Source organism: Candidatus Competibacter denitrificans Run_A_D11, from assembly GCF_001051235.1.
GTDB classification, from domain to species: domain Bacteria; phylum Pseudomonadota; class Gammaproteobacteria; order Competibacterales; family Competibacteraceae; genus Competibacter_A; species Competibacter_A denitrificans.
Genome location: NZ_CBTJ020000071.1, coordinates 95937 through 111205, shown reverse-complemented (window position 1 = coordinate 111205; position 15269 = coordinate 95937). Strand labels below are relative to the sequence as shown.

13 protein-coding genes are annotated in these 15269 nt (G+C 57.1%); 10 read left to right on the top strand and 3 right to left on the bottom strand.

Going from position 1 to position 15269, the window contains the following annotated elements:
• The first annotated feature begins 14 nt into the window (after positions 1-14).
• Both BN873_RS13700 and BN873_RS13695 read left to right on the top strand, forming a co-directional pair.
• Positions 15-1199 (top strand): PilT/PilU family type 4a pilus ATPase, encoded by a 1185-nt coding sequence (locus tag BN873_RS13700; protein WP_071244252.1) that lies wholly within the window; start codon positions 15-17, stop codon positions 1197-1199.
• A 2-nt stretch (positions 1200-1201) separates the two neighbouring features.
• Positions 1202-1834 (top strand): HAD family hydrolase, encoded by a 633-nt coding sequence (locus tag BN873_RS13695; protein ID WP_048674637.1) that lies wholly within the window; start codon positions 1202-1204, stop codon positions 1832-1834.
• 107 nt (positions 1835-1941) lie between these two features.
• Here the strand turns inward: BN873_RS13695 and prlC are convergent, their stop codons facing one another.
• The 3 genes from prlC to map are packed head-to-tail and all read right to left on the bottom strand — an operon-like array spanning position 1942 to position 7575.
• A complete protein-coding gene (prlC, locus tag BN873_RS13690; protein WP_048674634.1) occupies positions 1942-3981 on the bottom strand; it encodes an oligopeptidase A in 2040 nt (679 codons plus the stop codon).
• A 24-nt stretch (positions 3982-4005) separates the two neighbouring features.
• A complete protein-coding gene (gene glnD, locus BN873_RS13685; RefSeq protein ID WP_082161291.1) occupies positions 4006-6747 on the bottom strand; it encodes a [protein-PII] uridylyltransferase in 2742 nt (913 codons plus the stop codon).
• Between the two features lie 33 nt (positions 6748-6780).
• Positions 6781-7575, bottom strand: a complete 795-nt coding sequence (gene map, locus BN873_RS13680; protein WP_048674631.1) for a type I methionyl aminopeptidase — start codon at positions 7573-7575, stop codon at positions 6781-6783.
• Positions 7576-7855: 280 nt separating this feature from the next.
• Between map and rpsB the strand changes: the two genes are divergently transcribed.
• The 8 genes from rpsB to rseP all read left to right on the top strand — a co-directional run bounded on the left by rpsB (position 7856) and on the right by rseP (position 15250).
• Positions 7856-8614 (top strand): 30S ribosomal protein S2, encoded by a 759-nt coding sequence (gene rpsB, locus BN873_RS13675; RefSeq protein WP_048674628.1) that lies wholly within the window; start codon positions 7856-7858, stop codon positions 8612-8614.
• A 130-nt stretch (positions 8615-8744) separates the two neighbouring features.
• Positions 8745-9641, top strand: coding sequence for a translation elongation factor Ts (tsf, locus tag BN873_RS13670; protein WP_048674625.1), 897 nt, complete (start codon positions 8745-8747; stop codon positions 9639-9641).
• 98 nt (positions 9642-9739) lie between these two features.
• The gene (gene pyrH / locus BN873_RS13665; RefSeq protein ID WP_048674621.1) at positions 9740-10474 is read left to right on the top strand and encodes a UMP kinase; all 735 of its coding nucleotides are present in this window, start codon (positions 9740-9742) and stop codon (positions 10472-10474) included.
• Complete coding sequence (gene frr, locus BN873_RS13660) at positions 10471-11028, top strand: ribosome recycling factor (protein WP_048674618.1); 558 nt, start codon at positions 10471-10473, stop codon at positions 11026-11028. Before pyrH ends, frr begins: the two co-directional genes overlap by 4 nt.
• Positions 11029-11080: 52 nt before the next feature.
• Positions 11081-11842, top strand: a complete 762-nt coding sequence (gene uppS / locus BN873_RS13655; RefSeq protein ID WP_048674615.1) for a polyprenyl diphosphate synthase — start codon at positions 11081-11083, stop codon at positions 11840-11842.
• Entirely contained in the window at positions 11835-12644 is an 810-nt protein-coding gene (locus BN873_RS13650; RefSeq protein WP_048674612.1) for a phosphatidate cytidylyltransferase, read from the top strand. The genes uppS and BN873_RS13650 overlap by 8 nt, the downstream gene beginning before the upstream one ends.
• A complete protein-coding gene (gene ispC / locus BN873_RS13645) occupies positions 12641-13840 on the top strand; it encodes a 1-deoxy-D-xylulose-5-phosphate reductoisomerase (protein WP_048674609.1) in 1200 nt (399 codons plus the stop codon). The genes BN873_RS13650 and ispC overlap by 4 nt, the downstream gene beginning before the upstream one ends.
• Complete coding sequence (rseP, locus tag BN873_RS13640; RefSeq protein ID WP_071244237.1) at positions 13841-15250, top strand: RIP metalloprotease RseP; 1410 nt, start codon at positions 13841-13843, stop codon at positions 15248-15250.
• Positions 15251-15269: the final 19 nt, after the last annotated feature.

The following is a 15269-nucleotide window of genomic DNA, read 5'->3' as shown; positions in this document are numbered from 1 at the left end:
CAAAAGACCACAAGATCGATTTAAAGGATTTGTTACTGATCCTGGCCCGTCGGGATGGCTCAGACATTTATCTTAGTACGGGGGCGCCACCCTGCGGCAAGTTTCAGGGGGTCTTGCGCATGTTGGACAAAGATCCGCTCTCACCAGGCCGGGTGAAGGAAATCGCTTATTCGGTCATGGATGCAGCTCAAATCGCCGAGTTCGAGAAAACCCTGGAAATGAACCTGGCGGTCAGTGAGACCGGGGTTGGCCGCTTTCGGATCAATATTTTCAGGCAGCGCGGCGAAATCTCTATGGTGATTCGGAATATCAAGACCGAGATTCCGACAGTTATCGATTTGGGTCTGCCGGAGATCTTGACTCGAGTCATCATGGAAAAGCGCGGCTTGATCCTGTTTGTTGGCGGTACCGGTTCCGGTAAATCGACTTCCTTGGCGGCATTGATCGATCATCGCAACAGCAACAGCGGTGGCCATATCATCACCATCGAAGATCCCATTGAGTTTGTCCACCGGCACAAGCGCTCTGTTATCAACCAGCGCGAGGTTGGGGTGGATACCCTCAGTTACGCCGATGCCCTTAAGAACACCTTGCGGCAGGCGCCAGATGTCATCTTGATCGGGGAAATCCGCGACCGCGACACCATGGAACACGCCTTGGCTTTCGCCGAAACCGGTCACTTGGCCATTTCCACCTTGCACGCCAATAGCGCTAATCAAGCCCTGGATCGCATCATCAACTTTTTCCCTGAGGAACGGCGGCCGCAGTTGTTGACGGACCTGTCGAGCAATTTACGCGCCTTCGTTTCACAGCGCTTAATCCCGACCGTGGACGGAAAGCGGGTCGCGGCCATTGAGATTTTGCTGCATTCACCGATGGTCGAAACGCTGATCAAGCGTGGCGAGATGGGCGGCTTGAAGGAAATCATGGAAAAATCCACAGGCCTCGGTATGCAGACATTCGATCAGGCGCTGTTTGCGCTCCATAAAGCCGGCAAGATCACCTTTGATGAGGCGATCAAGAACGCCGATTCGGCCAATAATCTGCGTTTGCGGATTACGCTATCGGATGGAGCGCCGGCTGCTAGCCGCTCCAGCGGTACGGGGTTGTCGCTGGAAATGATTGAGGAGCCGCAAGAAGAAGAAAAGCCGGCACCGCTAGCGGGCAATCTGCCACCGTCGCGCCAGGGAGGCGCCTAGCCGTGATAGAACACCCGGCCGCTGTGGTTTTGTCGGTTGATGAGGGAGTTCAAGGGTTGATTTTCGATTGCGATGGGACCCTGGTCGATACCTTGCCTTTGCACTACGCCGCTTGGCAAGAGACGTTCGGGGCGTTGGACTTGTCGTGCCCGTTGGATTTTTTAGTCCGGCACAACGGCAAGCCGACCGATGTGATTGTTGCGTTGTACAACGCGGAATTTGGCTGTTCTCTTGATGTGGAACGATTCACAGCCGACAAGGAACGGCGGACCCACGCCCTGCTGGATCGGGCGAAGCCCTTGGAGCCGGTGGCCACGCTGGCTCGGCGCTATGCCGGTCGGTTGCCGATGGCTGTGGTTTCCGGTAGCAATCGACCTAATGTCGAACGGGCCTTGCGGGCTGCCGGCCTTAGCGATTTGTTTACCGTCGTACTGACGGCCGATGACGGTTTTCCACCCAAACCCGATCCAGCGTTATTTTTGGAGGCCGCCCGCCGACTGGGTATCAACGCATCGCTTTGCCAGGTTTTCGAGGATGCCGATTCTGGGCTGGAGGCCGCGCGCCTGGCCGGGATGTCGGCAACGGATGTGCGGCGGTTTGGCGGCGGTTATTTGCGGCGGAAGCTGGAATCTTGAAGGCAGCGGAATTTCTGTGCTGGGTGCAAATAAAAAACGTATGGCGCTATCCTGCCCCTGGAGTCTCGCAGCCAGGACGCTAATGCCAAGGCGGAATTCAGCATTCTTCAAGCCGCAATCCCGCTCAGCCGCAGTAAAGGTGCAATGTGCGGTTCACGTCCCCGGAAGGCGATAAAGCTGTCTAGAGCGGGGCGCGAGCCACCCACCGCCAAAATGGCTTCCCGGAAACGGGTGCCTGTCGGCCGATCAAAGAGACCATTCTCCTCGAACGCGCTAAATGCGTCGGCTGATAACACCTCTGCCCATTTATAACTGTAATAGCCTGCCGCATAGCCGCCGGCAAAAATATGGGTGAACGCATTGGCAAAACGGTTCCAGGGCGGCGGAATGATGATTGCTACCTGTTGGCGGACCTCGTTCAGCACCTGCTGTACGCGGCCGCTCTGGGCTGGATCGTCGTTGCGATGCAGCCGGAAATCGAAGAGGCCGAATTCCAGTTGCCGAACCATCAAGATCCCGCTCTGAAAGTTTTTAGCGGCCAACATCCGCTGATACAGTTCTTCCGTTAACGGGTGACCGGTTTGGTAATGTCCAGATAGCAAGGCCAACGCCTCGCGCGACCAGCACCAGTTTTCCAAGAATTGGCTGGGCAATTCCACTGCATCCCATTCCACACCGTGAATTCCGGCGACGGGTGCATAATCGACTTCGGTCAGCAGATGATGCAAGCCATGGCCGAATTCATGGAACATCGTCACCACGTCATTGTGAGTCAACAAGGCCGGATCATTGCCCACCGGCGGCGTGAAGTTACAAACCAGATAGGCCGCTGGCAGTCGTACTCGATTCTCTATTAACCGCCGCGCCAAACAGCCGTCCATCCAGGCGCCACCGCGTTTGTTGGGGCGGGCATAAAGATCCAGGTAGAAATAGCCCTGGGGATTGCCAGATGAATCAATGATTTCGTAGGTCCGCACATCGGGATGCCAAAGGTCAATGCCATTCAGCGGGCGGATTGTGATACCGAATAACCGTTCAACGACCGCGAAGAGTCCGGGGAGGACGCGGCTCAGCGGAAAGTAAGGTCGCAATTCTTCTTGTGACAGTTGATAGCGGTGCTGGCGCAGCTTTTCCGAGTAGTAACCGATATCCCAGGTTGCCAGCTCATCTATCCCGAAGTGATGACGGGCGAACTCGCGTAGTTCCTCCAATTCGCGTTGCGCTTGCGGTCGGGCGCGGTCGGCTAAATCGGCGAGGAAGTTTAAGACCTGATCAGGCGAGCTAGCCATTTTGGTGGCAAGAGAGTATTCGCTGTAATCCTTAAATGCTAACAACTGCGCTAATTCGTGCCGCAGCGCCAAGATACGCTCCAACACGGGGCCATTATCCCAGCGGCCAGCATTAGGCCCTTGGTCGGAGGCGCGGGTGCAATACGCCCAATACAGTTCGCGCCGCAGCTCGCGCTCATCGGCGTAATTCATCGCTGGCAGATAGGACGGTAACTCCAACGTCAGCAGCCAACCTTCCAAGCCCCGTTGATGGGCAGTCTGCCGAGCGAGCGCCCGCGCCGATTCCGGCAACCCGGCCAGTTGCGCTTCATCGGTTAGGTGTTTAGTCCAGCCTTGGGTCGCGTCCAACACATTTTCGGCAAACTTCGCATTCAGTTGTGTCAACTCTTGCTGGATAGCCTTGTAGCGTCCTTGCTGTACAGGGGGTAGAGCGATGCCCGATAGGCGAAAATCGCGCAGGGCGTTTGCGATAATCTTGCGCTGTGCGGAATCGAGACGGGAATACTCGGCTCCATCGGCGATTTGTTGATACGCCCGGTACAGGCCCTCGTGTTGACCCAGATCCGTAAAGTAGGCGCTGCGCTTAGGTAGGCAGGCGTTGTAAGCCGCTCGTAACTGCTCAGAATCGAGTACCGAATGCAAATGGCTGATTGGAGACCACATTTTATGTAGACGGTCTTCCAATTCCTCCAGCGGCCCAAGCAAATTATCCCAACTATAGATCGTGTTGGCAGCCAGCAAACGCTCAATTTCGGCTCGATTTTCAGTCAGCAATTGCTCATTGTTTGCTTCGATACGCCCTAGATCTAGGGTGCTATAGGCAGGCAGGCCGGAGAGGTTAAATGCAGGCGTTGTCATCACAAGTATCCAGGCACCCAAGCGTTAGGGATTCTCGGAGTCCAGTTGCTCGACCAGCGCCTCGCGCAGCTCGGCATATTTTTTTGAATCGTTGAGAATGCGATTTTCCCGGTCGGTAACGAAGAAAATATCCTCCGCCCGCGCGCCAATGGTGGCAATCTTGGCGTTGTGCAGTTGCACCCCGCAGTCCATAAACGCTTGCCCGACCCGACAGAGCAAGCCCGGCCGATCCCAAGACACCAATTCCACCATGGTGCGACTATTGGCAAAATCCTCGCGGAACGACACGACGGTTGCGATCTGAAAGGCTTTTTGAATCCGTGATATATGGCGACTGGGGCGCAGCGGCACAGCATCCGGCTGCTGGAGATGGTGCAGGAGGGTGGTGATGATTTCCTTGGTCCGGCTCCGTTCCTGAAGCGGTGCTCCTGAATCTTCCAGAACGGTGAAACTGTCCAGGGTGTAACCACTGTGGCCCGTGATGATGCGGGCATCAAGAATCGTCAGCCCCAGTTGGTCGAGAATGGAGGTAATCAGTGCGAACAGATTGTCCTGATCGCGGGTATAAATGAAAATCTCTGTGCCGCCCCGGCTTGGATCATCGCGAGACATCACCAACGGGCGTGGATCATGCTTTTTTTTCAGAATCGCGCGGGTGTGCCAAGTAATTTCATCGACCGAATGGCGCAGGAAATAATCGTCGCCGAACCCCTCCCAGACCTGATCGATGCGCTCGCCATCGATTTTGGTGAGACTCAGTTGTTGGCGAGCCTGTAGTTGCACTTCCCGAATGCGTCCTTCCTTATCGATGGGATTATCCAAACCCTGGCGCAGCGCGCGACGGGTCGATTGATACAGTTGCCATAACAGTGAATTGCGCCAGGTGTTCCACAGTTTCGGATTGGTGGCGCGAATGTCGGCAACGGTCAGCAGATACAGATAGTCCAAATGCATCTGATCGCCCATCAAACGGGCAAAGTCGTTGATGACTTCAGGATCGTAGATGTCTTTTTTCTGCGCGGTCAGCGATAAGGTGAGGTGATGCCGTACCAGCCATGCCACCAACCGAGTGTCAAACGAACTCAAACTGTGCTGGCGGCAAAATCGCACGGCATCCCAGGCACCGAGTTCGGAATGATCGCCACCCCGCCCTTTGGCAATATCGTGATACAGGCCCGCGATATAGAGCAATTCCGGTTTGGGTAGGCGGTCCATGATCGCGCTGCAATTGGGCAACTCGTGAGCGTATTGCGGCAGGAAAAACCGCCGCAGGTTACGCACTACGAACAGAATGTGCTGATCGACGGTATAGGCGTGAAACAGATCGTACTGCATACGGCCGTTGATATGGCCAAATTCGGGCAGATAAGCGGGTAACACCCCGTAGGCATTCATCAACCGTAATTGCTGCGTCACACCGTAAGGCTCGCGCAGAATTTCCATAAACAAACTGCGGGTGCGGACATCGTTGCGGAATTTATCGTCAATCAAAAGCCGATGGTCACGGATGAGCCGGATCGTGCTGGCGCGGATACCTTTGAGGTCGGGGTATTGTTGTAGAACCTGGAAAATTTCCAGCAAGGCAAACGGATAACGGAGAAAGATATTCGGCCGAATGACTTCAAGATAACCCCGACGGGCCTGGAAGCGGCGATTGATCGGCTGGGGTTCGTCGGGGTCGTCGGCTGATAGGATGGCTTCCGCGAACAGTTGAAGCAGCATTTCGTTCAACTGTGAGAGGGTATTGACGGTGCGATAATAGCGTTGCATGAACTGTTCGACGGCCAGATTTTGCTCTTGATCCTGGTAGCCGAATTGCTGTGCGATGCGCCGTTGGTGATCGAATAAGAGTTGATCTTCGCGGCGCCCTGTAAGGATGTGGAGGGCGAAGCGCACCTGCCAAAGAAAGTTGCGGCATTCGATTAATTCATCATATTCGCTCTGGCTCAGGAAAGCATGATCGACTAATTCGTGCAAAGTCCCAGCACCGAAATGGCGCTTGGCGACCCAGCCGATCATATGCAGATCCCGCAGGCCGCCTGGGCTGTCCTTGATGTTGGGTTCAAGGGTGAAGGCGGTTTCATTATATTTGTGGCAACGACTCCACCGTTCGTGTTGTTTGGCTTCAAAAAACGCGCTATCCGGCCAAATACGGTCAGGGCCGGTAATCGCCCGCATTTGCTCCAATAGGTTCGCCGAGCCGGTCAGTAGCCGAGCTTCCATCAAACTGGTTGCCACCGTAATATCGGCAGCACCCTCGCGCGCGCAATCTTCGACGGTGCGCACACTGTGGCCCACGTCCAGGCCAATATCCCAGAGAAAAGTCAGAAAGCTTTCCATGCTGGCACGGTGGACATCAAGGGCGCTGGGTGCTAGCAGGATCATGATGTCGATATCCGATCCTGGATGGAGTTCACCACGGCCGTAGCCGCCCACCGCGATCAAGGCGAGATCGGCTGCTGTCTGCGCAACGTGGTGTTGCCAGATGCCTTTTAGCAAAGCATCCATCAAGCAGGCACGAGCTGGGACGAGCTGATGAGCGGGAATCTCTTCCTGGAAGGCAGCTTTCAGGGCTGCATCGCCTTGTTGCAGTGCTCTGCGGAACGTGGAGAGTCGGTTGGGGTTCTCGGCCAACTCGCGCGCAAAAGCAGGCACATCGAAGACGTCGGTTTCACTCCAATCGGCGAAATGGCGCAAGAGTTGGATGGGCGCGGGCGCAGCGACAGAGTGAGTCGGTGGCGGCGCGATATCCGATGATGCGGCCATGATCGTTTCTCCGAAAAGGGGATAAGGGCCAGCCTAGAGCGTGGTGCCAGGACTCAGCGTGAGAATCTCGTGGCTGGTCTCCGTGACCAGGACGGTGTGTTCCCACTGGGCCGAGAGGGAGTGGTCCTTGGTCACGACGGTCCAACCGTCGGATAACAGTTTGACGTGGCGCTTGCCGGCATTAATCATCGGTTCGATGGTAAAGGTCATGCCGGGAAATAGCTCGACTCCCACGCCGGGTTCGCCATAGTGCAATACTTGCGGCTCCTCGTGGAAATCCCGGCCGATGCCGTGACCACAATATTCGCGTACCACCGAGCAATGGTGGGACTCGGCATATTTTTGGATGGCATGGCCAATATCGCCGAGACGGATGCCGGGCCGCACCATCTGCACCCCGATGCACAGGCATTCGTAGGCGATGCGGGTCACGCGCTGGGCGGCAACCGATGGGGTACCTATCTGGAACATGCGGCTGGTATCACCGTGAAAGCCGTCCTTGATCACGGTGATGTCGAGGTTGACCACATCGCCTTTTTTCAGCTTCTTTGGCCCTGGAATGCCATGACAGACTACATGATTGACTGAGGTACAGATCGATTTAGGGAAACCACGGTAATTCAACGGCGCCGGAATCGCCTCTTGCACGTTGACGATGAAATCATGACAAAGCTGATCCAGCTCTTCAGTCGTGACGCCTTCCACGACATGAGGGCCGATCATATCCAGCACCTCGGCCGCCAATCGGCCGGCCACCCGCATTTTTTCGATCTCTTCAGCGGTTTTGCGGGTGATGCTCTTCGGTTTTTGCGGGGATCTTTGAAACATTGGATTTCGATCTGCTGTGGAAAGTCGCCTGATAAAAATGTGGGGCTTGTAAACGATGTTGCGGATTGGGACCGTGCCTGCCGGGTGGCGGTTCAATTGGTGTTCCCAAACAATCCATGTTATAAAGCGCCCGCCTTAATGGCAAACCTTCGTTCGATTTAATTCGATGATCGTGAGTGACTTCGCACATCCGCCGGCACGGGTGGCCGGGTGCCCGTATGCGGTTGCCCCCCGGGGCGGATGGAGGCTTAACCCTAAATCTGTTGGAGAAACTTCAATCATGGCGACTATTTCTATGCGCCAGATGCTGGAGGCCGGCGTTCATTTCGGCCATCAGACCCGCTACTGGAATCCTAAGATGGCCCCGTATATTTTCGGGGCGCGCAGCAAAATCCATATCATCAACCTGGAAAAAACGCTGCCACTTTATCTTGATGCCCTCAATTACGTCGGCAAGATCGTCTCGAAAGGTGGCAAGGTGCTCTTGGTGGGGACCAAGCGCTCCGCCCGTGAGCCAACCGCCGAAGCCGCCATCTGTGCTGGAATGCCTTATGTCAATCACCGCTGGCTCGGCGGGATGTTGACCAATTTCAAAACCGTCCGTCAGTCGATCAAACGGCTCAAAGAACTGGAGCTGATGGCGCAGGACGGCACTTTTGATCGCTTGGCCAAGAAAGAAGTCATCGGTTTGCGGCGCGAAATGGACAAACTGGAGCGCAGCTTGGGCGGCATTAAGGATATGGCCAGCTTACCGGATGCTTTATTCGTGATCGATGTCGGCCACGAGCGAATCGCGGTTCAGGAGGCCAACAAGCTGGGAATTCCCGTGCTTGGCGTGGTCGATAGCAACAACTCCCCTGACGGGGTGAACTATGTGATCCCCGGCAACGATGACGCCATCCGCGCGATTCAACTCTATGTCGGCGGCGTGGCCGAGGCCGCGCTCGAAGGCCGTGCTGTAATGACCTCAGGTCGCAGTGCCGAGGAAGAATTTGTCGAAATTCCCGAAGATCCCGCGCCTGCTGAAGACGGCGCCTGAGCGCTACGGCCAGGGTTGCTCATAATCCTCGCGGGTTTTGAGCACTCTCGCCTTTTCAGTAGCGGGTTGTTCAGCGCGGTTTCATCGATTCGGTTCTATTTTGTTTCGGTTTTGGTAGAGGTATTTAAGTATGGCGGACATTACGGCGGCACTCGTTAAGGAACTGCGCGAACGCACCGGTTCGGGGATGATGGAGTGCAAGAGAGCGCTGCAAGAAACGGGCGGTGATATCGAAGCGGCGGTTGAGCTGATGCGCAAGGCCGGCCAGGCCAAGGCCGACAAGAAGGCGAGTCGGGTCGCTGCTGAGGGCTTGATCGCGATTAAACAGACGCCTGGCGTGGCGGCGATGGCCGAGATCAATTGTGAAACCGATTTCGTCACCAAGAATGATGATTTTCGCACCTTCGTCGATGCCGTGACGCAAACGGCGCTGACCCACGACGTGGCTGATCTGGATGCTTTGCTCGCTGCGCCTATGGCTGATGGCCAAAGCGTCGAGCGTAATCGGCGCGACTGCATTGCCAAAATCGGCGAGAACATCAACGTCCGCCGGGTTGCCCGTTTCGCCAGCGACAAAGGGGTTTTAGGCTGCTACCTGCACGGTACTCGTATCGGCGTGCTGGTGGAATTGGACGGTGGCGATGCAGAACTGGCCAAGGACATCGCAATGCATATCGCTGCCAGCCGGCCGCTGTGCGTCAGCGCGGAGCAGGTACCGGCTGGCCTGATCGCTAAGGAAAAAGAGATTTATGCCGCCCAAGCCACAGAAGAGGCCAAGGATAAGCCGGCTCACGTCATTGAGAAAATCGTCGGCAAGATCGTTGAAGGCAAACTGCGGAAATATCTAGAGTCGATCACGTTGCTGGGCCAGGCGTTCGTCAAAAACCCCGACCAGAGCGTGGAGGAACTTCTGGGTTCCCACCAGGCCAAGATTGTCCGCTTCGAGCGTTTCGAGCTGGGCGAGGGTATCGAGAAGAAGGCCGACAATTTTGCCGCCGAGGTGATGGCGCAGGTACGCGGCGATTAAATCAACAGATCGGTGCTGCTGCCCTGGCGCCGATCTTCTCCTGCTTTGCTGGTTAATGCAGTAAAATCCGCCTATTTTCGACCTTTCAGGTTGTGCCGATGCCGATCCAAGATGCCAGGCCCATGTACAAGCGGATTCTCCTCAAGCTGAGTGGTGAAGCACTGATGGGGGAGGGCGAATACGGCATTGATACCGGAGTACTCGCGCGCATCGCCGGCGAGATTGGAGAATTGCGCCAACTCGGTGTCGAAGTCGGCATGGTCATCGGTGGTGGTAATCTGTTTCGTGGTGAAGGATTGGCCAAGGCCGGCATGGATCGGGTGACCGCTGATCACATGGGGATGCTCGCCACGGTGATGAATTCGCTGGCGATGCAGGATACCCTGGAACGGGTCGGCGTATTCACGCGCGTCATGTCGGCCGTGCGGGTGAATCAGGTGTGCGAGGATTACATCCGTCGGCGTGCCATCCGCCATTTGGAGAAAGGCCGAGTGGTGATTTTTGCAGCGGGTACTGGCAATCCGTTTTTCACCACAGACTCCGCCGCCAGCTTGCGGGCGATTGAGATCAGTGCCGAGGTGATGCTCAAGGCCACTAAGGTAGACGGGGTTTATTCCGCTGATCCCAACAAGGACCCGACGGCGGTTCGCTATGGGCAACTCAGTTACGACGAGGTTTTAGCGCGCAAGCTTCAGGTGATGGACGCTACCGCCATTGTCCTGTGCCGCGAGCACGCGATGCCGCTGAAAGTTTTTAACATCAACCGCCACGGTGATCTGGTCCGGGTCGTCTGTGGCGAGGCCATAGGTACTGTAGTCACGGGGATGACATGATCGACGACCTCAAAAAAGAAGCCACTGGCCGGATGGCAAAAAGTGTTGATAGCTTAAAGCAGGAATTGACCAAGCTGCGCACGGGGCGGGCGCACGCAAGCCTGCTGGATCATGTGACGGTGAGTTATTACGGTTCGGATGTGCCGCTCAATCAGGTCGCCTCGGTTGGGGTGGTGGATGCCCGCACGCTGCTGGTAACTCCCTGGGAGAAAAACCTGATTGGGCCTATCGAGAAGGCGATTCTCAAGTCTGATCTGGGCCTCAATCCGTCCTCGGCTGGCACGACCATTCGGGTGCCATTGCCCCCGCTGACCGAAGAGCGCCGCCGCGATCTGGTCAAGATCGTCCGACATGAGGGAGAAGGCGCCAAGGTGGCCATCCGCAATATCCGCCGGGATGCCAATAATCAGCTCAAGGCACTGCTGAAAGATAAGAAGATCAGTGAGGATGCGGAACGGCAGACCCAGGATGAAGTACAAAAACTCACTGATCACCACATTCAAGAGGTGGAGAAGGTGTTAGCGGCTAAGGAAGCCGAGCTGATGGAAATCTGAGCACTCGCGTCGCCGCTTGCTGTGATGAATGACTGGGCGAGGCTAGGGTCTGATGTCGGCTGAACGCTCCGAGGTGACCGCGCGGGACTGTTGGCCTCGCCATGTGGCCATCGTTATGGACGGCAACGGGCGTTGGGCGCAACGGCAATCTCTGCCGCGCACGGCTGGCCATCGGGAAGGCGCCAAAGCTGTACGGCGGGTCGTGCAGGCGTGCAGTGAGCGCGGGATCGAAGTGCTGACCTTGTTCGCCTTCAGCAGCGAAAACTGGGGCCGGCCGCGTCGGGAAATCGAGGTTTTGATGAGCCTGTTCCTGACCACGTTGCGTGCCGAGATTCGCCGGTTGGACAATGCCAACATCCGCTTGCGTTTCATCGGCGATCCCAACGCTTTTTCAGCTACCTTGCAAGATTACATCGCCAAAGCCCAGCGCCGAACTGCTGCTAACACCGGTCTGACCCTGGTGATCGCCGCCAATTATGGCGGTCGTTGGGATATCGCCCAGGCGGCACGGCGCGCCACCGAGGAGGTTGCAGCCGGCCGTTTGCAACCCGCTGACATCACTCCCGAATTATTGCAGCGCTTCGTTTGTTTGGCGGATGTGCCGGAGCCGGATTTATTCATCCGTACAGCGGGCGAATTGCGGATCAGCAATTTCCTGCTCTGGCAAATGGCCTATACCGAGCTGTATTTCACCGACCGCTTGTGGCCGGATTTCGATGTCGATGATCTTGAGACCGCGTGCGCGGCCTTTGCGGGACGGCAGCGGCGCTTCGGTTTAACCAACGAGCAGACGGCGCGGCAAGACGATGCTTAAACAACGGGTCATCACCGCAGTCGTTCTGGCGTTGATTGTGGTCTGGGTCGTGGTGAAAGTGCCGGTCGCGTGGTTTGGCGTGGCGTTACTGGCGATCATTTTGCCTGCTGCGTGGGAGTGGGCGCTGCTGGCTGGCTTCGAGCACAGCCGCGAGCGGGCGCTGTATTGCACCGCCGTCTTGGTTCTTATTCTGCTGATTTGGCCGCTGCTGGGTAGTGCGGGCTGGGTCACGGGTCTGTTACTCGCGATTGTGGTGTGCTGGTGTCTCGCCTTGCTCTGGATGTGGCGTTACACAGATTCTCCAGACCGACGCGACCCCACCGTTATGATTGCAATTGCGGGTTTGGTCGCACTGGTAGCGCCCTGGGCAGGTCTGTTGGTGTTGCGTAGCGAGTTTGGGGCCGGCTATGTGCTGTTTTTGTTGTTTTTGATCTGGGTGGCCGATAGCGGTGCGTATTTTGCCGGTCGGCGCTGGGGGCAGCGCAAGCTCGCGCTCAGTATCAGTCCGGGTAAGACCTGGGAAGGGGTCTGGGGCGCTGCCCTGGCGGCGTTGGCCTTTGCGCTGATCGGGGCGGCGGTGCTTGAGGTGCGTGTGCCTTGGCTTGGGTTTGTCGTCCTTTCCATGGTCACCGTCGGCTTCTCCATCGCGGGTGATTTGTTCGAGAGCATGTTGAAACGTCAGCGCGGCTTGAAAGACAGCGGTTCGCTGTTGCCTGGCCATGGTGGCGTGCTTGATCGAGTGGATAGTCTGACTGCCGCCGTGCCGGTGTTTTTGTTGGGCCTCTACGGGCTGCGTGGATGAACGAGCCTATCGGCCTGACTATTCTAGGCTCGACCGGATCGGTCGGCGCCAGTACGCTGGATGTCATCGGGCGTCACGATAGCCGGTTTCGGGTCATTGCTTTGACTGCCAACCGTAATGATGAGGCCCTCTTCGCGCAGTGCTTGAGCCACAATCCTCTTTATGCGGTGATGGCCGATGCTATGGCGGCCGACCGGTTGCGAGATCGCTTGCAAGCGGTGGGGCGACCCGTGGAGGTGCTGGCGGGATTGGCCGGTCTGGAGCGGGTTGCGTCCTTGCCCGCAACGGATTATGTGATGGCAGCCATCGTCGGTGCGGCTGGCTTATTGCCCACGCTGGCGGCGGCGCGCGCCCGTAAGCGGGTGTTGCTGGCCAATAAGGAAGCGCTGGTGATGGCTGGGCCGCTGTTCATGGCGGCGGTGCGGGAGCATGGCGCAGAGTTGTTGCCTATCGACAGTGAACACAATGCCATTTTCCAATGTCTACCGTCAGGGTTTGCAACCGATGGTCTCGGTAAAGCAGGAATCCGCCGGATTCTGCTAACCGGTTCCGGTGGACCGTTTCGGTTGACCGCCCCGGAGCGATTGGCGGATGTGACCCCGGAGCAGGCGTGTGCCCATCCGAATTGGAGTATGGGCCGGAAGATTTCCGTCGATTCCGCGACCATGATGAACAAAGGACTGGAAGTCATCGAAGCCCATTGGTTGTTCGGCGCTGCACCGGAGCAGATTGAGGTCGTGATTCATCCGCAAAGCATCATTCACTCCATGGTGGAATACGAGGACGGTTCCGTGTTGGCGCAACTGGGTAATCCCGACATGCGTACCCCCATTGCTCACGCCTTGGCGTGGCCACGCCGCTTGGCGTCGGGGGTGGCGTTTCTGGATTTTGCGCGTTTGGGTCGCCTGGATTTCCAAGCGCCTGATTTTACACAGTTCCCCTGTTTACGGTTGGCCTTCGCGGCGTTAGCGGTCGGCGGGACCGCACCGACGATCCTCAACGCAGCCAACGAAGTGGCTGTGCAAGCCTTTCTTGAGGGGAAACTCCGCTTTACCGAGATCGCCGTCGCTGTCGAACAGGTATTGGCCCGTGTTACCGGCCATGCGGCAGATACCTTGCAGCAGATTTTGGCAGACGATGCCCTGGCACGCTCAGTGGCTTGCGAGTGGATCGCGGCGCGGGCGGGAGGGGCTTAGATGATCGATTCGCTCATTTCGGTATTGGCGTTCGCGGTCACGTTAGGGTTGTTGATCACCGTCCATGAGTTCGGTCATTTCTGGGTAGCGCGTCGCTTAGGTGTCAAGGTGTTGCGATTTTCCGTCGGCTTCGGTCGCCCTCTCTGGCAGCGGTACGGCAGGGATGGCGTGGAATATGTGATCGCCGCCTTACCACTGGGCGGCTACGTGAAGATGCTGGACGAACGCGAAGGTGAGGTGCGGTCTGAGGAATTGCCGTTCGCTTTCAACCGCAAGCCGGTGAGTACCCGTATCGCTATCGTTTTGGCTGGACCGTTGTTCAATTTGGCGTTTGCCGTGCTTGCCTATACCGCAATGTTCATGGTCGGAGTCCCCGGCACCAAGCCGGTTTTAGACCAGCCAAAACCCGCTTCGCTGGCCGCCGCCGGTGGATTTCAAAAGGGCGATCAGATCATTTCAATTGATGGCCAGCCGACCCCGACATTGAGCGCGGTCTTGCTGGCTTTGGTGGATCGGGCCATGGCGGAAGACGTGATTCGGGTTGAGGTATTGCCCGATTGCGAGATGGGTTGTGAGGCCGCTGCCGGTGGCCTGGATCGGCGCCTCGGAAAAATCCGCACACTGGATGTTCGCGATGCACCCGAATTGGCCGATTCGACGCTGGTTTTCGAGAGCGTGGGGCTGGTGCCCTTGCGACCGATCTTACCGGCCGTGATTGGCCAGGTCATGCCCGGCAGCGCGGCCGAGCAAGCGGGCTTGCAAGCCGGTGATCATCTTCTCGCCGCCGAAGGTGAGCCGATTACCGACTGGGGTCACTGGCGCAGTATCGTTGAGCGGCGCCCAGGGCAGACCTTCAAAATTCGCATTGAGCGCGACGGCAGCGAGCAGGTCTTAGAGATTACGCCCGCCGTTAAGCAAAGCAGTCATGGTGCTGCACAAGCGGTCGGCTTTATCGGTGCTCTCGCCCATATACCGGAGGATCTGGCCCGTGACTTACAGGTCGTGGTACGTTACGGGCCGTTGGCAGCGCTGGGCGCGGCGTTTGAGAAAACGTGGGATATGTCGCTGTTGACCTTGCGTGTGCTGGGCCGCATGTTAGTGGGCAAAGCGTCTCTGGATAATATCAGTGGCCCGCTGACGATTGCTCAGGTTGCGGGCCAGGCCGCAAGCGCGGGCGGCATTGCCTTTATTTCAATGCTGGCGTTGGTCAGTCTCAGTTTAGGGGTGCTCAACCTGTTACCGGTCCCGGTGCTTGATGGGGGCCATGTCCTTTATTACCTGATTGAATTCATCAAAGGCAGTCCGCTGTCGGATGGTATCCAAAATGTGGGACAACAAGTCGGTATTGCCGTGTTGCTGTTGCTGATGGGGCTTGCCTTGTTCAATGATTTCAGCCGTCTGCTGGGATGAGATCGCCAACCCCGGCGCG